Annotated in this window: 16 protein-coding genes; 9 read left to right on the top strand and 7 right to left on the bottom strand. The window is 68.4% G+C overall.

The window, feature by feature from the left end:
- Positions 1-5 precede the first annotated feature (5 nt).
- Entirely contained in the window at positions 6-1196 is a 1191-nt protein-coding gene (locus DK26_RS03850; protein ID WP_066468446.1) for a pyridoxal phosphate-dependent aminotransferase, read from the bottom strand.
- 143 nt (positions 1197-1339) lie between these two features.
- The gene (gene mscL / locus DK26_RS03845) at positions 1340-1759 is read right to left on the bottom strand and encodes a large conductance mechanosensitive channel protein MscL (protein ID WP_066468444.1); all 420 of its coding nucleotides are present in this window, start codon (positions 1757-1759) and stop codon (positions 1340-1342) included.
- Between the two features lie 334 nt (positions 1760-2093).
- On the opposite strand from mscL, the gene DK26_RS03840 reads away from it, so the two are divergent.
- Positions 2094-5666, top strand: coding sequence for a PAS domain-containing hybrid sensor histidine kinase/response regulator (locus DK26_RS03840; protein WP_066468442.1), 3573 nt, complete (start codon positions 2094-2096; stop codon positions 5664-5666).
- A 162-nt stretch (positions 5667-5828) separates the two neighbouring features.
- On the opposite strand, the gene DK26_RS03835 is transcribed toward DK26_RS03840, so the two are convergent.
- Complete coding sequence (locus DK26_RS03835; RefSeq protein ID WP_066468441.1) at positions 5829-6413, bottom strand: thioesterase family protein; 585 nt, start codon at positions 6411-6413, stop codon at positions 5829-5831.
- A 121-nt stretch (positions 6414-6534) separates the two neighbouring features.
- Between DK26_RS03835 and DK26_RS03830 the strand changes: the two genes are divergently transcribed.
- The 3 genes from DK26_RS03830 (at position 6535) to DK26_RS03820 (ending at position 8006) form a co-directional block, all read left to right on the top strand.
- Complete coding sequence (locus DK26_RS03830; protein ID WP_066468439.1) at positions 6535-7047, top strand: protein-tyrosine phosphatase family protein; 513 nt, start codon at positions 6535-6537, stop codon at positions 7045-7047.
- A 172-nt stretch (positions 7048-7219) separates the two neighbouring features.
- The gene (locus DK26_RS03825) at positions 7220-7684 is read left to right on the top strand and encodes an Lrp/AsnC family transcriptional regulator (protein WP_184231592.1); all 465 of its coding nucleotides are present in this window, start codon (positions 7220-7222) and stop codon (positions 7682-7684) included.
- Positions 7685-7748: 64 nt separating this feature from the next.
- Positions 7749-8006, top strand: coding sequence for an exodeoxyribonuclease VII small subunit (locus tag DK26_RS03820; RefSeq protein ID WP_066468437.1), 258 nt, complete (start codon positions 7749-7751; stop codon positions 8004-8006).
- 9 nt (positions 8007-8015) lie between these two features.
- Here DK26_RS03820 and DK26_RS03815 read toward each other — a convergent pair whose 3' ends face one another.
- On the bottom strand, positions 8016-8927 hold the full coding sequence (locus tag DK26_RS03815) for a LysR family transcriptional regulator (protein WP_066468432.1): 912 nt from the start codon (positions 8925-8927) through the stop codon (positions 8016-8018).
- Positions 8928-9012: 85 nt separating this feature from the next.
- Here DK26_RS03815 and DK26_RS03810 point away from each other — a divergent pair, with 85 nt between their 5' ends.
- Positions 9013-9570 (top strand): NAD(P)H-dependent oxidoreductase, encoded by a 558-nt coding sequence (locus DK26_RS03810; RefSeq protein ID WP_066468427.1) that lies wholly within the window; start codon positions 9013-9015, stop codon positions 9568-9570.
- Positions 9571-9592: 22 nt separating this feature from the next.
- On the opposite strand, the gene DK26_RS03805 is transcribed toward DK26_RS03810, so the two are convergent.
- A complete protein-coding gene (locus DK26_RS03805; protein ID WP_066468425.1) occupies positions 9593-10180 on the bottom strand; it encodes a biotin transporter BioY in 588 nt (195 codons plus the stop codon).
- A gap of 90 nt (positions 10181-10270) precedes the next feature.
- Positions 10271-10939, bottom strand: a complete 669-nt coding sequence (locus tag DK26_RS03800) for a GntR family transcriptional regulator (RefSeq protein ID WP_066468422.1) — start codon at positions 10937-10939, stop codon at positions 10271-10273.
- A 166-nt stretch (positions 10940-11105) separates the two neighbouring features.
- On the opposite strand from DK26_RS03800, the gene DK26_RS03795 reads away from it, so the two are divergent.
- Genes DK26_RS03795 through DK26_RS03785 form a run of 3 tightly spaced genes read left to right on the top strand, consistent with a single transcriptional unit; the run spans position 11106 to position 13822 of the window.
- On the top strand, positions 11106-12026 hold the full coding sequence (locus DK26_RS03795; protein ID WP_066468421.1) for a pirin family protein: 921 nt from the start codon (positions 11106-11108) through the stop codon (positions 12024-12026).
- Between the two features lie 21 nt (positions 12027-12047).
- The gene (locus DK26_RS03790; RefSeq protein WP_066468419.1) at positions 12048-13343 is read left to right on the top strand and encodes an SDR family oxidoreductase; all 1296 of its coding nucleotides are present in this window, start codon (positions 12048-12050) and stop codon (positions 13341-13343) included.
- Positions 13344-13354: 11 nt separating this feature from the next.
- Positions 13355-13822 (top strand): DUF2269 domain-containing protein, encoded by a 468-nt coding sequence (locus DK26_RS03785; RefSeq protein ID WP_066468789.1) that lies wholly within the window; start codon positions 13355-13357, stop codon positions 13820-13822.
- Here DK26_RS03785 and DK26_RS03780 read toward each other — a convergent pair.
- Positions 13779-15023, bottom strand: coding sequence for an MFS transporter (locus tag DK26_RS03780; protein WP_184231593.1), 1245 nt, complete (start codon positions 15021-15023; stop codon positions 13779-13781). The genes DK26_RS03785 and DK26_RS03780 overlap by 44 nt on opposite strands.
- Positions 15024-15217: 194 nt before the next feature.
- Between DK26_RS03780 and dxs the strand changes: the two genes are divergently transcribed.
- Positions 15218-17128, top strand: a complete 1911-nt coding sequence (gene dxs / locus DK26_RS03775; RefSeq protein ID WP_066468416.1) for a 1-deoxy-D-xylulose-5-phosphate synthase — start codon at positions 15218-15220, stop codon at positions 17126-17128.
- Positions 17129-17130 lie beyond the last annotated feature (2 nt).

Below are 17130 nucleotides of genomic sequence, written 5' to 3'. Positions count from 1 at the left end.
CGCGCTCAGGCCGAAAGTGCCTTTTGCAACCGCGCGACCGCCTCGGTGAGATCGGACGCCTTGCGCGCGAAGCAGAGCCGCAGGCCGGTCTCACCGCCCGGGCCGAAGGCGGCGCCGGGCGCCAGGCCGACATTGGCGGTGTCGACCAGCTCGATGGCGAGCGCCCGCGAATCGGTGCGGCCGTCGACGGCGAAGAACTGGTAGAAGGCCCCGTCCGGCGCCTGCAGCGAGACGCGGTTGGTCGCCTTCAGCCCCTCGGCGATGATGCGCCGGCCTTCCTTGGCCCGGGCGATCTGCTCGGCGACGAAAGGCTCGCCCTCGTCGAGCGCCGCGACGGCGGCCCGCTGTACGAAAACCGGCGAGCCCGAGGTCGAGTACTGGATCAGGTTCTCGATGACCTGGCCGAGCGCCGGCGGGGCCTCGATCCAGCCGATGCGCCAGCCGGTCATCGCCCAATTCTTCGAGAAGGTCTGGACGAAGAGAATGCGGTCCTCCTGATCCATCACGTCATGGAAGGAGGCGGCGCGGGCCGAGCCGTCATAGACGAAACGCGCATAGATCTCGTCGGCGATGATCCAGATGCCGTGCTTGCGGGTGAGTGCCAGGATCGCGGCGAGCTCGTCGCGGGTCGCGGTCCAACCGGTTGGGTTGGCCGGAGAATTGATGACGAGGGCGCGGGTGCGCGGCGTGATCGCTGCCTCGAGCTTGCCGAGGTCGAGGGTGAAGCGGCCTTGATGGAAATCCATGGCGACGCAGACGGTGGCGGCGCCGGCGACACCGAGCGCGGCGGCGACGTTCGGCCAGGCCGGCGTCGGAACGACGATCTCGTCGCCGGCACCGGCGATCATCCGCACCGCGATCTGGACCGACTGCATGCCCGAGCCGGTGACGAAGAAGCGATCGGCAGCGAAGGGCCGGCCATAGAGCGCGGTATGATAGCGGGCGAGCGCCTCGCGCAGCTCCGGAATGCCGCGCTGCCAGGTGTAGAAGGTCTCGCCGTCGGCCAGCGACTTGTTGGCGGCGCGGACGATGAATTCCGGCGTCGGCAGATCGCCCTCGCCGACCCAGAGCGGAATCAGGCCGGGCTTCAGCCTGCCATGGTTGACGACCTCGACGATCCCGCTTTCGGGCGCGCTGCGGGCCTCGGGTCGCAGGTCGGCAATCAGGCTGGTGCCGGCCGGGGCATGCATGTTCATGGTCGATCCTTCGCGGGAAACATGCTGGCCAATCTAGCCCATCGCCGGGCGCGGCGGCATGAAATCGCGAGATCGACCCGATCGCTCGCAGTGATGGTTCGCGGGGCGCAGGCCGATCCGCCGGCGGCGCCCCGCGAAAGCAGTCAGGCCTGCTTCTGCTTCAGCAGGTCGCGGATTTCGCTGAGCAGGGCGATGTCCTGCGGCGGGGCCACCGGCTCGGCCGGCTTGGCCGCCTGCTTACGCCGGAGGGTGTTGATGCCCTTGACGACGAGGAACAGCACGAAGGCGATGATAATAAAGTTGACCGCGACGGTGAGGAAATTGCCATAGGCGAGGACGGCGCCCTGCTTCTTGGCATCGGCGAGGACCGGCGACGTGACGCCGCTGTTCAGCCCAAAGAAGTAGTTGGAGAAGTCGACGCTGCCGATCGCGCCGATCAGCGGCATGATGATGTCGCCGACGAGCGATTCGACGATCCTGCCGAAGGCCGCGCCGATGATCACGCCGATGGCGAGATCGACGACATTGCCCTTCAGCGCGAATTCCTTGAATTCATTTAACATGGAGCGCCTTTCCGAATGCTTGGCCAGTTTTCGGCACCGCGCTGTGCAATGCCGCCCCCAGCCGCACGCTAGACCAGCCGCGCCGGCCGAGGAAACAGCTTTCCAGCCGTTTTCCTCGGTCTTTCCTACTGCAAAGGCAGTTTTCAGGCCTTGTTCAGCCAGTTTGCAAAGATCAGGCGACGACGAGCACTGCGGCAGGCCCATCGGATGCACGAGCGGCGGCGCCACAACCCCGGACAGAATGCCGGCGTCCGTGCCTGCCTAATGGCTGATGGCGGCCGGCGCCCGGCGGCAGTAGGTTGGACATAAGAACAGTGGCTGCGAGGGAGGCCCGATGATTCCGGCCTGGTCTGTCGTGCTGACGGCGCTCGCCTATCTTTGCGCGCTGTTCGCGATCGCCCATCTCGCCGACACCTCGGGCCGGCGCCTGATGAGCGGGCGAGCGCGCACGACGATCTATGCGCTGGCGCTCGGGGTCTATTGCACCTCCTGGACCTTCTACGGCTCGGTCGGCTTCGCGCATCGCAATGGCTTCGACTTCCTCGGCATCTATGTCGGGCCGATCCTCGTCATCGGCCTCGGCCACCGCTTCGTCGCGCGCATCGTGACGATCGCGAAATCGCAGAACATCACCTCGATCGCCGACTTCGTCGGGGCGCGCTACGGCAAGAGCGAGCGCGTCGCCGCCATGGTCTGCCTCGTCGCAGTGATCGGCGCGCTGCCCTATATCTCGCTGCAACTGAAGGCGGTGGCGAACTCGCTCTCGGTCTTCCTCGCCGCGACCGGCGGACCGGCGCCATTGGCCGACCTGCCGATCCTGGGCGACCTCGCCTTCCTCGTCGCGCTCGTTCTCGCCGGCTTCGCCTGTGCCTTCGGCACCCGCCATATCGACGCCACTGAGCACCAGGACGGGCTGGTGCTGGCGATTGCGGTCGAGTCCCTGATCAAGCTCGTCGCCTTCCTGGCGCTCGGTCTCTTCGTGGTCTACGGGCTGTTCGACGGCGGCGCCGACCTCCTGGCGCAAGCGACCCGCGCCGCCGGCGATGCGCCGCCGATCTGGCAGCGGACCTCGAACTGGCCGACCTTCCTGACGCTGACCGTGCTCTCGGCTTTCGCCGCGCTCCTGCTGGCGCGGCAGTTCCATATGGCGATCGTCGAGAACCGCGACGTGCGCGACGTGCGCCGCGCGGCCTGGATGTTCCCGCTCTATCTGATCCTGATCAATCTCTTCGTCCTGCCGCTCGCCGCGGCCGGCGAGGTGATGCTGACCGGCTCCGGCATCGACCGGGACATGACCGTACTCCTGCTGCCATTGCAGGAGCGCGCCAGCCTCGTCGCCCTGCTCGTCTTCATCGGTGGGCTCTCGGCCGCGACCGCGATGGTGATCGTCGTCTCGGTCGCGCTGGCGATCATGATCTCGAACCATATCGTCATGCCGCTGCTGCTGCGCGGGCGCGGCGTCGCGCCGGACCCGGATCGGGCCACGGCGGCCTGGGCGCGCGGACGGAGCGCGAACGGCTCGACCGGCGGCGATCTCGGCTCGCAGGTCGTTCATATCCGCCGCGGTGCGATCGTCGCCGTAATCCTGCTCGGCTACGCCTATTACCGCGCGTCGGGCGAAGCGGCGCTGGTCTCGATCGGCCTGCTTTCTTTCGCGGCGACGGCGCAGATCGCGCCGGCCTTCTTCGGCGGCCTGCTCTGGCGCCGCGGCACGGCGCTCGGCGCGGCGTCAGGGCTCGGGGCCGGGCTCCTGACCTGGCTCTACACGCTGCTGATGCCGAGCCTCGCCCAGCCCGGCGGCTTCTGGAGCGAGATCGTCCAGCACGGCCCGCTCGGCATCGGCGCGCTGCGGCCGGAAGCCCTGTTCGGGCTGTCGCTGCCCAGCCTGCCGCATGGCGTGCTCTGGAGCCTCGGCATCAATTTCGCCTGCTATGTCGGCTTCTCGCTGGTGCGCCCGGCGAGCGCGATGGAGCGGCTCCAGGCCAACGCGTTCATCGACTCCGATCGCGCCACCATGGCCCAGTCCTTCTCGCTCTGGCGCTCCAGCGTCACCGCGGCCGAGCTGCAATCGACGATCGGCCGCTATCTCGGGCTGGAGCGGACGCAACGCGCCTTCGAGGGCTTCGCCCAGTCGCGCGGCGAGGAGCTCAACGGGGCGCGCGAGGCCGACATCCACATGCTGCGCTTCGGCGAGCACCTCCTCTCCTCGGCGATCGGCGCCGCCTCGTCACGCCTCGTGCTGTCGCTGCTGCTGCGCCGGCGCAATCTCTCGACAGAGGCCGCTTTCAAGCTGCTCGACGACGCCTCGGCGGCGCTGCAATACAATCGCGATATTCTTCAGAATGGCCTCGACCATGCCGGCCAGGGTATCACCGTGCTCGACCGCGACCTGCGGCTGCTCGCCTGGAACAAGGCCTTCATCCAGCTCTACGACCTGCCGCCCTCGCTGGTGCGCTTCGGCACCGGGCTCGACGAGGTCGTGCGCTACAATGCGGCGCGCGGCGCCTATGGCGACGGCCCGCAGGACGAGCTGATGGCGGCGCGGCTGGAGAGCCTGGTCAACGACCGCGAGCCGGTCCGGCTGCGGCTCTACCCATCCAAGACCGTGATCGAAATCCGCTCCAACCCGCTGCCGGATGGCGGCCTCGTCACCACCTATACCGACATCACCGACTCGGTCGTGGCCGAGGAGGAGCTCGAGCGCACCAACGAGACGCTGGAGCGCCGCGTCGTGGAGCGCACCGAGGAGATTCAGCGCGTCAACACCGAGTTGCAGCGCGCGAAGGCCGAGGCCGACGATGCCAATGCCTCGAAGACGCGCTTCCTCGCCGCCGCCAGCCACGACATCCTGCAGCCGCTGAACGCCGCCCGGCTCTACGCCTCGGCGTTGGTCGAGCGCGACCGGGCGGCGAATCGCCCCGACCTCGCCGAGAACATCGACGCCTCGCTCGACGCCGTCGAGGAGATCCTGACCGCGCTGCTCGAGATATCGCGGCTCGACGGCGGCGCGCTGAAGCCGGAAATCTCGACCTTCCGCCTCGACGAGCTGATGCGCCAGCTGCAACGCGAATTCGAGCCGAGCGCGCAGGAGAAGGGGTTGGCGCTGGTGTTCTCGCCGACCTCGGCGACCGTGCGCTCGGACCGGCGCCTGCTGCGGCGCCTGCTGCAGAATCTCGTCTCGAACGCGATCAAGTACACGCCGAGCGGAAAGGTGCTGGTCGGCTGCCGGCGTCGCGGCGAGCATGTCGCGATCCAGGTTCTCGACACCGGCCTCGGCATCCATGCCAGCAAGCAGAAGATCGTCTTCCGCGAGTTCCTGCGCCTCGACCCCGGCGCCAAAGTGGCGCGCGGGCTGGGACTCGGACTCTCGATCGTCGAGCGCATCGCGCGCACACTCGACCATAAGCTGAGCCTTGCCTCGACGCCGGGCCGCGGCACCCGCTTCTCGCTGCTGGTGCCGACGGCAGCGCAGATGCCGGCGGCAGTGACCGCGGCGCCAACGCGCCGGCCCTCGAGCGGGCAGCTATCGGGGCTGAAGATCCTGGCGATCGACAACGAGCCCTCGATCCTCGACGGCATGCGCCTGCTGCTCGGCGGCTGGGGCTGCACCGTCGCGACGGCGGGCGGCCTCAACGAGGCGCTCGGGCAGGTCGCGGCCGGGCTCACCCCGGATGTGGTGATCGCCGACTACCATCTCGACGATGGCGACGGCCTCTCGGCGATATCGAGCCTGCGCCAGCGTGCCGGCACGACCCTGCCGGCGATCCTGCTGACGGCGGACCGCTCGCCGGAAATGCGCGATGCCGCCGCAGCGCTCGACGTGCACGTGCTCAACAAGCCGCTGAAGCCAGGCGCCTTGCGGGCCCTGCTCGCGCAATGGCGGGCGACGCGATTGGCGGCGGAGTGAGGCAGCCCGCAAACGCGCGCCGTCAAATCTCGGTCATCCCGGCCAAAGCGCAGCGGAGAGCCGGGATCCATGCCTGAGCCTTTCAGTAAGAGGTTCAGGCATGGATCCCGGGTCTCCCTATCGGTCGCCCAGACGACCGCAGAATGCAGCGAGACCGTAAACCTACTCCGGCAACGCCTCCGTCAGCCCCTTCCCCGTCGCTCCGGCCTGGCGCATCGCCTCCTCCGCGCGCAGGAAGGCCTCGACCCCGGGGCTCGGCGGCGGGCTCTCGGCCTCGACGCCGAGTTCGGCGAGCAGGCGAGCGACCGGAACGAAGGCCTTGCCCTTCCGGTCGTAGAGGGCAGCGCGCACCAGCGCCACCGCGGCGACGATCTCGCTGCCATCGCGCCCGTCGGCGAGAATACGGTGCTGCATCACCACCCAGCCCTCTGCCCAACAGAGCATGCGGGTTTCCAGGCGAATGGGGCGGAACAGCCTGAGTTCGCGGCGGAAGCGGATCGTACCGCAGTTGACCACCGGCACCCAGCCATGGCGTAGGATGGCGCGCCAGAGGCCGCTGCGCAGCATCAGGTCGGTCCGACCGAGATCCATCAGCCCCCAATAGCGCGCATTGTTCATGTGCAGGCTGGTGTCGAGATCGTGGAACCAGACCCGGAAGGGCAGGATCGAGGCTTCGAAAGGCGGCTTCAACCGCGGCTGGAACGGCCGGGAAAGCAGCAGCCAGAGCAGGCGTAACCAGAGATTCATCCCGGCAACCTTCGGCGTGGATGGAGTTCCCGCGCTTGTAGCCGGAAACCGCAGCAGCGCCATAAGCTCGTCATCGACAGGCTTCAAAGATTCGCCGCTGTCAGCTCTCGAAAGCTCGCTCATGCCGACACTCCACGTCTCCTCCCTTTCGAAGCTGAACGAGACCGTCGCGGCGGTCGGAGCGAGCCATGTCGTCACCCTGATCAACGCCGCGACGATGGTCGAGACGCCCCCCGGCATCGCAGCGGAACGACATCTGATGCTCGCCATGTCGGACATCACCGCCGAAATAGACGGGCACGTCATCCCCGCCAGCGAGCATGTCGAGCGCCTGCTGGGCTTCGTCCGCGACTGGGACCGGCAGAACCCGATCGTCGTGCATTGCTGGGCCGGGATCAGCCGCTCTACGGCCGGCGCCTATATCGCGGTCTGCGCGCTCCGGCCGGAGCGGGACGAAGGCGAGATCGCCGACCGGCTGCGCACCCTCTCGCCATCGGCGACGCCCAATGCCCGGCTGGTAGCACTCGCCGACGAGATTCTCGGACGCGGCGGCCGCATGCGGGCGGCGATCGAACGGATCGGCCGCGGTGCCGATGCCTTCGAGGGCAAGCCGTTCCGGTTCGACCTCGACTGAACCCTGCAGCAGGCAGGATCGTGCGGCAGGCCGCGCTGATTCGCTGCACTGCGCAGAAAATGGCGCAACGCACGCAAGGAACTGCTTGCCAGAGGCCCTTCTTTCGCAGAAACATCCCGCCGCCAAAGCAGGCGCACAAATATGCGCCACCGCCCGAGGATGCTGCGCAACCATGTCGATCGAACTCGATTCCCGTGACAGGACGATCCTGCGCATCCTGCAGAGCGACGGGCGCATCACCAATTCGGACCTCGCCGAGAAGGTGCATCTTTCGCCCTCCGCCTGTCTGCGCCGGGTCAGGCAGCTTGAGGAGAGCGGGCTGATCCGCAGCTATGCGATGCTCCTCGACGAGAAGATCGCCGGCTTCCCCGGCACAGCCTTCGTCTTCGTGACGCTCGACCAGCAGGGCCGCGCCTCGCTGGAAGGATTCGAGCAGGCCGTTCAGGGGCTGCCCGAGATCCTCGAATGCCATCTGCTGGCCGGCGCGCACGACTATCTGATGCGGGTGATCTATCGCGATTCCGCCGATTTCGAGCGCATCCACACCGACATCATCACCCAGCTTCCGGGCGTGACGCGCGTGCAATCGACGCTGACGCTGCGCACCATCAAGAAGAGCTCCGCGCTGCCGGTCTGAGCCTGCGCGGGGTTGCGGGGGCAGCCGGCAGAGCCGATAACGGGCGCCCAACAGGATTCGCCCCGTGACCGAAGCCAAGCCCAACGCCGATATCGCCACCCTGCCCTTCGAGGAAGCGCTGAAGCAGCTCGAGGCGATCGTCGCCCGGCTGGAGCGCGGCGATGTCGCGCTGGAGGAATCGATCGACATCTACACACGCGGCGAAGCTCTGAAGGCGCGCTGCGACGCGCTGCTGAAGCATGCCGAGGCACGCATCGAGAAGATCACCCTCGGCGCCGACGGCAAGCCGACCGGCACGACCCCGCTCGACGTCGAGAAATAGGCGGCGCCTTCACGCCGGCGCCGGCTTTTCCGCCAGCAACGCCTCGATCAACCCGGCGACATGCCGCACGCCGGGATCGCGCTCGCTACGCCGGTGCCAGGCGATGTGCAACGGAAAGCCCGGCACCGAAACCGGCGGCTCGCGCAGGGCGAAGCGTTCGCGCCCCTCCGCCGGGAGGACCCGGCTCGGCAGCAGGGCGATCAGGTCCGAGCCCAGCAGTAGCGGCGGCACGCTGAGGAAGCTCGGCACGACGATGCCGACATGGCGCTTGCGGCCCTCGAGCGCCAGCGCCTCGTCGAGTGCGCCATAGGTTTCGCCGCGCCCGGAAACCAGCACGTGCGGAAAGGCGAGCCAGCGCTCAAGGTCGAAGCCTTCGGCCGCCGGGTGATCCCTGCGCATCGCGACGACATAGTGCTCCCGCAGCAGTTCCCGGCGCACGAAGCCGGTCTCGACCGCGGGAAAGACCGAGACGGCGAGATCGGCCTCGCCCTGCGCAAGCCCCGCGAGCGCCGCAGCGGCGCCATGCCAGGGCATGATCGCAAGCGTGATCCCGGGCGCCGAGGCCGCGAGCCGGGCATAGAGGCCGCCGGCCAGAAGCTCGGGCGGCAGCTCGGCCGTGACGAGCCGCACCGTCTGGCGCAGCGTCGAAAGCTCCGGCGCCGGCGGATCGAGCAGCGCAACCATCTGCGCCAGCAGATCCTTGACCGGAGCCTGCAGCGCGCGCGCCTTCGGCGTCAGCCGCATGCGCCCTCTGCCGCGCAACAGCAGCGCGTCGCCGAAGAGATGGCGGCAGCGCTCCAGCGCGCTCGACGCGGCCGGCTGCGACAGGCCGATGCGCTCGGCAGCGCGCGTCACATGCGCCTCGTCGAGCAAGGCGTCGAGGATGACGAGCAGGTTGAGGTCGACCGACCGTAAATTCATACTGTCGATAATATGATATATGGATCATCCATTGGAATGATTTCTTGGCCTGCCCCATCCTTTGCCCATCGCAAAGGAGGCCGCCATGACCAAGACCCTGATCCTGCTGTTCCATCCGAGCTATGCGAGCTCGCGCGCCAATCGCGCCCTCGCCGAGGCCGTCGCCTTACAAGGCGCGGAGATCGTCGACATGCAGGCGCTCTATCCGGACGGAAAGATCGACAGCGATGCCGAGGTCCCGCGTCTCATTGCCGCCGATCGGATCGTCCTGCAGTTCCCGGTGCAATGGTATTCGACGCCGCCCCTGCTGAAGGCCTGGCAGGACGCGGTGCTGACCCGGATGTTCTACATCGCCTATGAGAGCGAGGGTCGGCTGCTCGCGGGCAAGCCGCTGCTGGTTGCGGCGACGGCCGGCAATGTGCCGGAGGCCTATGCGCCGGGCGGCGCCAATCTGTTTCCGCTGGGCGAATTGCTGCGGCCGCTGGAAGCCATGGCCCATCGCTGCAGCCTCGCCTGGCAGGAACCGTTTCTGGTCTACGGCGCCCGCAAGGCGGATGAGGAAGCGCTCCAGGCGCTCGGCGCGCATTATGCCGCGCGGCTCGCCCGGCTGGCGAGCAACATGCGAGTTGCAGCCGCCGCCTGACGCGGCGGCTGCGATTTCGATGTCACGCAGCGCGCTTCCGGCCGCGATCGAAGGCGACGAGGATAGCGGCGCCGAGCGCCGACTTCAGCACGCCGCCGATCAGGAACGGCACGACGCCGGCGATGATCGCCTTCTCGACGCCGATCAGGGTCGAGAGCCAGAGTGCGCCGAGCACGAGGCAGAGGCCGTTGCCGACGAGCATGGCGACGAAGGCGAGGCCCGGGCGGGCGCCGTTCCAGCCGCGCTCGACCAGCCAGCCGACCAGCGCGCCGACGATCGGGAAGGCGAAGAGATAGCCGGCCGTCGGGCCGACGAAGGAGAGCAGGCTGCCATTGCCGTTGGCGAGGACCGGCAGGCCGAGCGCCGCCTCGAACAGCCAGGCGGTGATGGTGATCGCGCCGAGGCGCCAGCCATAGAGCGCGCCGATCAGCGTCACCGCCAGGGTCTGCATGGTCACCGGCACCGGAACCATCGGCACGCTGATCTGCGAGGAAATCGCGAGGATGAGGGTGCCGAGCAGGACGGCGGCAATCTGGACCGTCAGCGGACGGGCGCCGAGATCGAGCGGGGCAAAGCCGGGCCGCGGAGCGGTCTGGGTCAGGTCGTTCATCAGTCTCTCTCCGTGCGAAATCTAATTATAGATAATTTAGAAGACCGATCTATGATCAATGCTGCGACTGCGAATTGCAAGCCTAGACCTTCAGCCGACGATGGCGAAGGCCTCGCGTGTCGCCCCCGAAGCGGTGCGGACCGGCTTTCGGCCGATCCATTGGACATGCCGGGTAAGCACCGCCTCGGCCTCGTCGACCCGCCCCGCCCGCAAGGCGGCGAGAATCGCACGGTGGTCATGGTCGGTGCGGCTTTCCCATTCCGAGCGCCAGGCGGAGAACAGGAAGCGAGCGCTGGCGGCGTGCAGATCGTCGATCGAGGCCAGCAGCCGCGGCATGGCGCAGGGCGTCAGGATCAGGCGGTGGAACCGGCGATTCGCTTCCTCCCAGGCGCGAACATCGGGAGAATTGTCGCCGGCGCGCGTGGCCTCCTCGGCCTCGTCGAGAATCGCCCGCGTCAGATGCGGCGCGGCATGGCGCAGCGCCAAAACCTCGAGGGCGGCGCGCATCTCCGCGACTTCGCGGACCTCGCGCAGATCGAAGGCGGCGACGCGCACGCCGCGGCGCGGCTCGCTGACCGCCAGCCCCTGCGCTTCCAGCCGCTGGAAGGCCTCGCGCACCGGCACATGGCTGGCGCCGAACTCGGCGGCGACATGGTCCTGCCGCAGGCGCGAGCCGGGCTCGAGCTGACCGGCAATGATCCGCTCGGCCAGGGTGCGGCTGATCCGGATCGCGAGCGTCTCTGATTTATCCTTGGGCATCGTGCTCGGGCTTAGTCCTTGGGCATCGCGATCCACGGGCATTTTTTTATAGATAATTTTTCCGGCCGGCCGCGTCGAGCCGAATTGCCGCCATGCGTCATGCGGCTTGCCCAATGGGGCGGGCACGCGCAGACTCCTTTGCAGCGCCGCATGCGAGGAGCCCGCAATGTCCCAGCTTCCAGACCATGACCCGGTCCCCGGCGACACCCGCTCCTGCGAGGCGCTCGAACAGGTGATCGTGCCGCGCGCCCATGATCTCGGCGGCTTCTCGGTCAGGCGGGCCCTGCCCTCGATCGGCCGCAAGATGGTCGGCCCTTTCATCTTCTTCGACCAGATGGGCCCGGCCGAGTTCCTGCTCGGCGAAGGCATCGACGTCCGCCCGCACCCGCATATCGGGCTCTCGACCGTGACCTATCTGTTCGACGGCGAGATCATGCACCGCGATTCGCTGGGAACGGCGCTGCCGATCCGGCCGGGCGCAGTGAACCTGATGACGGCCGGGCGCGGCATCGTCCATTCCGAGCGCACCGCGCCGGAGGAGCGGCTGAAGGCGCCGAAGCTCTACGGCATCCAGACCTGGCTCGCTCTGCCGAAGACGCATGAGGAGATCGCGCCGGACTTCATCCACCATGCCGCGCCGGAGCTGCCGCGCATCGTCGGCGAAGGCAAGCGCATCAGCCTGATCATGGGCTCGGCCTATGGCCGGACCTCGCCGGTGAAATTCCCCTGGGACACGCTCTATGCCGAGGCGGTGCTCGCGCCGGGCGCGATCCTGCCGCTCGACCCCGACTATGACGAGCGCGCCGTCTACATCGTCTCCGGCAAGATCGACATCGCCGGTGACGAGTTCGGCGCCGGCCAATTGCTGATCTTCAAGCCCGGCGACCGCATCTCGATCCTCGCCGTCGACCAAAGCCGGCTGATGCTGATCGGCGGCGAGCCGATGGACGGGCCGCGCCATATCTGGTGGAACTTCGTTTCCTCCTCGAAGGAGCGGATCGACCAGGCCAAGGCCGAATGGAAGACCGGCCGCTTCGACACCGTGCCGGGCGATTCCGAGGAGTTCATCCCGCTGCCGGAGGGGTGAGGCCGGGCTCCTGGAACCACGATGCGCGTTCTCGTTCTCGGCGCCTATGGCTTTATCGGGCTCGCAATCGCGCGACAGCTCTGCGAAGCCGGCCACGACGTCATCGGTCTCGGTCGCGATGCCGAGACCGGAAAGCGTTTCCTCCCGGATATCGCCTGGATCGAGGCCGATCTCGGCCTCCTCGGCTCCGTCGAAGCCTGGTCACCGCACCTCATCGGGATCGATGCGGTCGTCAATGCGTCGGGGGCCTTGCAAGACGGCGCCCGCGACAAGCTGGCGGCTGTTCAACGCGATGCGATCCAGGCGCTTGTCAGCGCTTGCGAGCGGCACTCCGTCCGCGTCTTCGTGCAGATTTCCGCGCCGGGCGCAGCCCCGGACGCCGATACCGTCTTCATGCGCACCAAAGGCGAGGCAGACCGAACCTTGATGCGCAGCCAGCTCGAATGGTTCATCCTGAAGCCCGGCCTCGTCATCGGCGCCAACGCATATGGCGGGACGGCGCTGCTGCGCATGCTGGCCGGCCTGCCCTCCGCGCAGGCGCTCGTGCTCGCGGACGCCAAGATCCAGACCGTCGCGCTGAACGACGTCGCAGCGGCCGTTGGCTCATGCCTGGACGGCCAAGTGCCGGCCCGCAGGGAGTTCGATCTCGTCTCCGACGAAGTCCTTACCCTAAGGGAACTCGTCTCGCTGTTGCGGCGCTGGCTCGGCTTGCCGCGGGCGCGTGTCACTCTCGAACTTCCGACAGCGGCGGGACACGCCATAGCGCGTCTGGCGGACTTGGCCGGCTGGCTGGGCTGGCGTTCGCCCCTGCGCACCACGGCGCTCAGGGTCCTCGGGCGCGACATCCTCGGTGACCCCGCCCCCTGGCGCGACGCCGGCGGCTGCAGCTTGCTTACGATCCGCGCCACGCTCGCCGCACTGCCGTCGACCTTGCAGGAGCGCGTCTTCGCAAGGTCGCAGCTGATCTTCCCGGTTCTCGTGACGGTATTGTCGCTCTTCTGGCTGTTCTCGGGCCTGATTGCACTGTGGCAATGGCGGCACGCCGCCGCGGTACTGCCCGGCTGGCTGCCCGCCGGTCTGTCGGTCGGCCTCGTCATTGGTGGCGCGATCCTCGACATCGCGATCGGCATCGGCCTCCTGCTGCGCCGCTGGCTGGCAACGAGTGCCATCGCGGCCATCGCGGTCTCGCTGATCTACCTCAGTGCGGGAACGATCCTGACACCGGCGCTCTGGGCCGATCCGCTCGGGCCTTTCGTCAAGGTCCTGCCGGGAATCGGGCTGGCCCTGGCCGTTCTGGCGCTGGCCGAGGAGCGCTGATGGACTGGCCTATGCTTCTGCGATGGCTGCACGTTCTCGGCGCCACGGTTTTGCTCGGCACAGGCGCCGGCATCGCCTTTTTCATGGTGATGGCCCATCGAAGCGGCAACCCGGCCCTGATAGCCCACGTCGCCGGGACCGTCGTAATCGCCGATTGGCTGTTCACGGCTTCGGCCGTGCTGCTACAGCCGATCACCGGCTATCTTCTGGCCCGCGAGATTGGCTGGCCGCTGACGGAAGGCTGGATCGCACTCTCGCTCGCACTCTACCTGCTGACCGGATGCTTTTGGCTCCCTGTCGTGTGGATACAGCATCGCCTGCGTGACCTCGCGCGCGAAGCGGCCGCGGCGGCGACGCCCCTGCCGGCTGCCTACCATCGGCTTTACCGTATCTGGTTCATCAGCGGTTTTCCGGCCTTTCTGGCAGTCCTGGCGATCATCTGGCTGATGCTGTCGCGCCCTTCGATTCCACTGGGTTGATTGCCCCCGCCGGCATCACCTTCAGCCGCGGCATCTGCGAGGCGAGGATCGCCAGCGTCGACAAGCCGAACAGGACGACCGGCAGCCAGATCGCGGTCTCCAGTCCGAAGCGTTCGCCCGCCAGACCGCCGGCGAGCGCGCCGAGCGGACGCATGCCGTACATCGCCGTGGTGATGGTCGCGCTGACGCGCCCGAGCAGAGGTTGCGGCGTCACGGCCTGGCGCAAGGTCGTCTGGGTGATGAACCAGAGGATCGGGCCGAAGCCGAACAGGCAGAAGGCGAAGGCCAGCGCCGGCCAGCCGAGCCCTGGTGGGGCGAGCGCCACGGCGAGCGCGCCGAGCAGCGAGACGGCCGGGCCGAAGACCAGCGGCGCCCCTGTCGGCAGGCGCGCGATCAGCCAGGCGCCGGAGAGCGCCGCCGCAACCGCCCCGGCGCCGTAGACCGAGGAAGCGAGGCCGACGGCCTTCGGATCGAGCAGGAGCACCCGCAGCGCGTAGGGCGCGAGCAGCGCCATGAAGGCGAAGAAGGCGAGGTTCCAGCCGATGGCGCAGAGCGCGATCGGCCGAAGGTAAGGGTGGCGGGCGACGAAGGCGCCGCCCTCGGCGATGGCGCGATGCAGCTTCTGCCGCGGCCGGGCCGGTACCGCTTCGGCGGGCAGGCGCAGCGCCGCTGCGACGACGACGAGCCCCGCCGCCGAACAGGCCGCGAGCCCGTACCAGCCGGTGCCGCGCGCCACGGCCCAGCCGGCGATCAGCGGCGCGATCAGGCTGAAACTCGCCCGGCCGAGTTCGAGCCGGCTGTTCGCCCGCGGCAGCAAGGCGAGCGAGACCGCGCGTGGCATCAGCACGAAGACCGAGAGCGCGATCACGACCGGGCCCGCCGCCGCGACGAAGGTCGAGAGCGCGAGCGCCGGGCCGATCATGCTCGCCGCGAGCAAGGTCGCACCAACCGCAGAACCGACCGCCATCAGCAGGCCGCCGAGCAGGATCAGGCTGCGCGGCGCAATCCGGTCGGCGAGCACGCCGGCTGGCAGGGAGATGAGGAGCCAGGCGGCGGATTGGGCGGCGACGAGCAGGCCGATGAAGCGGGTGCTCGCGCCGGCCTCCGTCGCCGCCAGCGTGATCGTGTCGAGCGCCAGCTTGTCGGCGAACTGCGCCGCGACGCCGGTCAGCAGCAGGACGAGGAAGAGCGGAGACGTCATCGGGGCGTTCAGGGACGTCGGGGTCGGCGGGTTCATGGCGAGCGTTCCGCATGCGCAGGGTCCGGCCGCGGATTTCCCATGCGCCGGCGCGCGCTCCCACCCGTTTCCTGCCCGGGCTGCGACCATCAGAGGTTTGCCAGCGCCGCCCCGAGCGACTATTCGGGAATGACGATCAAGCCAGCAGCGGCCAGCCCTTGACCCGTCCCAAGACACCACTTCTCGACCAGGTTCCCGATCCCGCGGCGCTGCGCCGGCTCGACGATGCGCAGCTGCGCCAGCTCGCCGACGAACTCCGGGCCGAGACGATCGACGCGGTCTCGGTGACCGGCGGCCATCTCGGCGCGGGTCTCGGCGTGGTCGAGCTCACCGTCGCCCTGCACCATGTCTTCGACACGCCGCGCGACCGGGTGATCTGGGATGTCGGCCACCAGGCCTACCCGCACAAGATCCTGACCGGCCGCCGCGACGGCATCCGCACCCTGCGCCAGCCGGGCGGCCTCTCCGGCTTCACCAAGCGCAGCGAGAGCGAATACGACCCGTTCGGCGCAGCCCATTCGTCGACCTCGATCTCGGCCGGGCTCGGCATGGCCGTCGGGCGCGATCTTGCCGGCGGCGCCAACAACGTGATCGCCGTGATCGGTGACGGCGCGATGTCGGCCGGCATGGCCTATGAGGCAATGAACAATGCCGGCGCGCTCGGCTCGCGCCTGATCGTCATCCTCAACGACAACGACATGTCAATCGCCCCGCCGGTCGGCGCGATGTCGGCCTATCTGGCGCGGCTGGTTTCCGGCCGCACCTACCGCTCGCTGCGCGAGGTCGCGAAATACCTCGCCGAGAAGCTGCCACGCTTCTTCCACGAGAAGGCGAAACGCACCGAGGAGTTCGCCCGCGGCTTCTGGACCGGCGGCACGCTCTTCGAGGAGCTCGGCTTCTACTATGTCGGCCCGATCGACGGGCATAATCTCGACCATCTCTTGCCGGTGCTGCGCAATGTCCGCGACGCCGAGAGCGGGCCGATCCTGGTCCATGTCGTTACCCAGAAGGGCAAGGGCTATGCCCCGGCCGAGGCCAGCGCCGACAAATATCACGGCGTCGTCAAGTTCGACCCCGTCACCGGCCAGCAGGCCAAGGCGCCGGCGAATGCGCCGAGCTACACCAATGTCTTCGCCAACGCCCTGATCAAGGAAGCGCGCGAGGACGAGAAGATCGTTGCCGTCACCGCCGCCATGCCTTCGGGCACCGGGCTCGACGCCTTCGGCAAGGAATTCCCCGGCCGAACCTTCGATGTCGGCATCGCCGAGCAGCATGCGGTGACCTTCGCCGCCGGCCTCGCCAGCGAGGGCTTCAAGCCGTTCTGCGCGATCTATTCGACCTTCATGCAGCGCGCCTACGACCAGATCGTCCACGACGTCGCGCTCCAGAACCTGCCGGTGCGCTTCGCGCTCGACCGGGCCGGGCTGGTCGGCGCCGATGGCGCGACCCATGCCGGCTCCTTCGACATCGCCTATCTCGCCTGCCTGCCCGGCATGGTGGTGATGGCCGCGGCCGACGAGGCCGAGCTGACCCATATGGTCGCGACGGCGGCCGCCTATGATGCCGGGCCGATCGCCTTCCGCTATCCGCGCGGCGAAGGCGTCGGCGTCGAGCTGCCGCAGCACGGCGTGCCGCTCGAAATCGGCAAGGGCCGGATCGTCAGGGAAGGCACGCGCATCGCCCTGCTCTCGCTCGGCACCCGCCTCGCCGAATGCCTTTCCGCCGCCGAACTGCTCGGCCAGCGCGGCCTCTCGACGACGGTCACCGATGCCCGTTTCGCCAAGCCGCTCGACGAGGCGCTGATCGCGCGCCTCGCCCGGGAGCACGAGGTGCTGATCACGGTCGAGGAAGGCTCGGTCGGCGGCTTCGGCAGCCATGTCCTGCAATTGCTGGCTCAGAAGGGCCTGCTCGACGGCGGGCTGAAGATCCGCAGCCTGACCTTGCCCGACAGCTTCCAGGACCATGACAAGCCGGAGAAGATGTATGCCGATGCCGGCCTCGACGCCGCCGGCATCGTGCGGGCCGTCGAAGCGGCGCTCGGCCCGGCCAGCGCCGTAAAGCGCGCCTGAAG

The sequence above is a fragment of the Allobosea sp. WAO genome (assembly GCF_001509835.1).
Lineage (GTDB): Bacteria > Pseudomonadota > Alphaproteobacteria > Rhizobiales > Beijerinckiaceae > Allobosea.
Note: the sequence above shows the minus strand (reverse complement) of the source record. Positions and strands in the feature narration are given on the sequence as shown.

Bases quoted from the DNA above. Each gene is read 5' to 3' on its own strand.
- DK26_RS03850 (WP_066468446.1), bottom strand. From the start codon at position 1,196: ATGAACATGCATGCCCCGGCCGGCACCAGCCTGATTGCCGACCTGCGA.
- mscL (WP_066468444.1), bottom strand. From the start codon at position 1,759: ATGTTAAATGAATTCAAGGAATTCGCGCTGAAGGGCAATGTCGTCGAT.
- DK26_RS03840 (WP_066468442.1), top strand. From the start codon at position 2,094: ATGATTCCGGCCTGGTCTGTCGTGCTGACGGCGCTCGCCTATCTTTGC.
- DK26_RS03835 (WP_066468441.1), bottom strand. From the start codon at position 6,413: ATGAATCTCTGGTTACGCCTGCTCTGGCTGCTGCTTTCCCGGCCGTTC.
- DK26_RS03830 (WP_066468439.1), top strand. From the start codon at position 6,535: ATGCCGACACTCCACGTCTCCTCCCTTTCGAAGCTGAACGAGACCGTC.
- DK26_RS03825 (WP_184231592.1), top strand. From the start codon at position 7,220: ATGTCGATCGAACTCGATTCCCGTGACAGGACGATCCTGCGCATCCTG.
- DK26_RS03815 (WP_066468432.1), bottom strand. From the start codon at position 8,927: ATGAATTTACGGTCGGTCGACCTCAACCTGCTCGTCATCCTCGACGCC.
- DK26_RS03810 (WP_066468427.1), top strand. From the start codon at position 9,013: ATGACCAAGACCCTGATCCTGCTGTTCCATCCGAGCTATGCGAGCTCG.
- DK26_RS03805 (WP_066468425.1), bottom strand. From the start codon at position 10,180: ATGAACGACCTGACCCAGACCGCTCCGCGGCCCGGCTTTGCCCCGCTC.
- DK26_RS03800 (WP_066468422.1), bottom strand. From the start codon at position 10,939: ATGCCCAAGGATAAATCAGAGACGCTCGCGATCCGGATCAGCCGCACC.
- DK26_RS03795 (WP_066468421.1), top strand. From the start codon at position 11,106: ATGTCCCAGCTTCCAGACCATGACCCGGTCCCCGGCGACACCCGCTCC.
- DK26_RS03790 (WP_066468419.1), top strand. From the start codon at position 12,048: ATGCGCGTTCTCGTTCTCGGCGCCTATGGCTTTATCGGGCTCGCAATC.
- DK26_RS03785 (WP_066468789.1), top strand. From the start codon at position 13,355: ATGCTTCTGCGATGGCTGCACGTTCTCGGCGCCACGGTTTTGCTCGGC.
- DK26_RS03780 (WP_184231593.1), bottom strand. From the start codon at position 15,023: ATGACGTCTCCGCTCTTCCTCGTCCTGCTGCTGACCGGCGTCGCGGCG.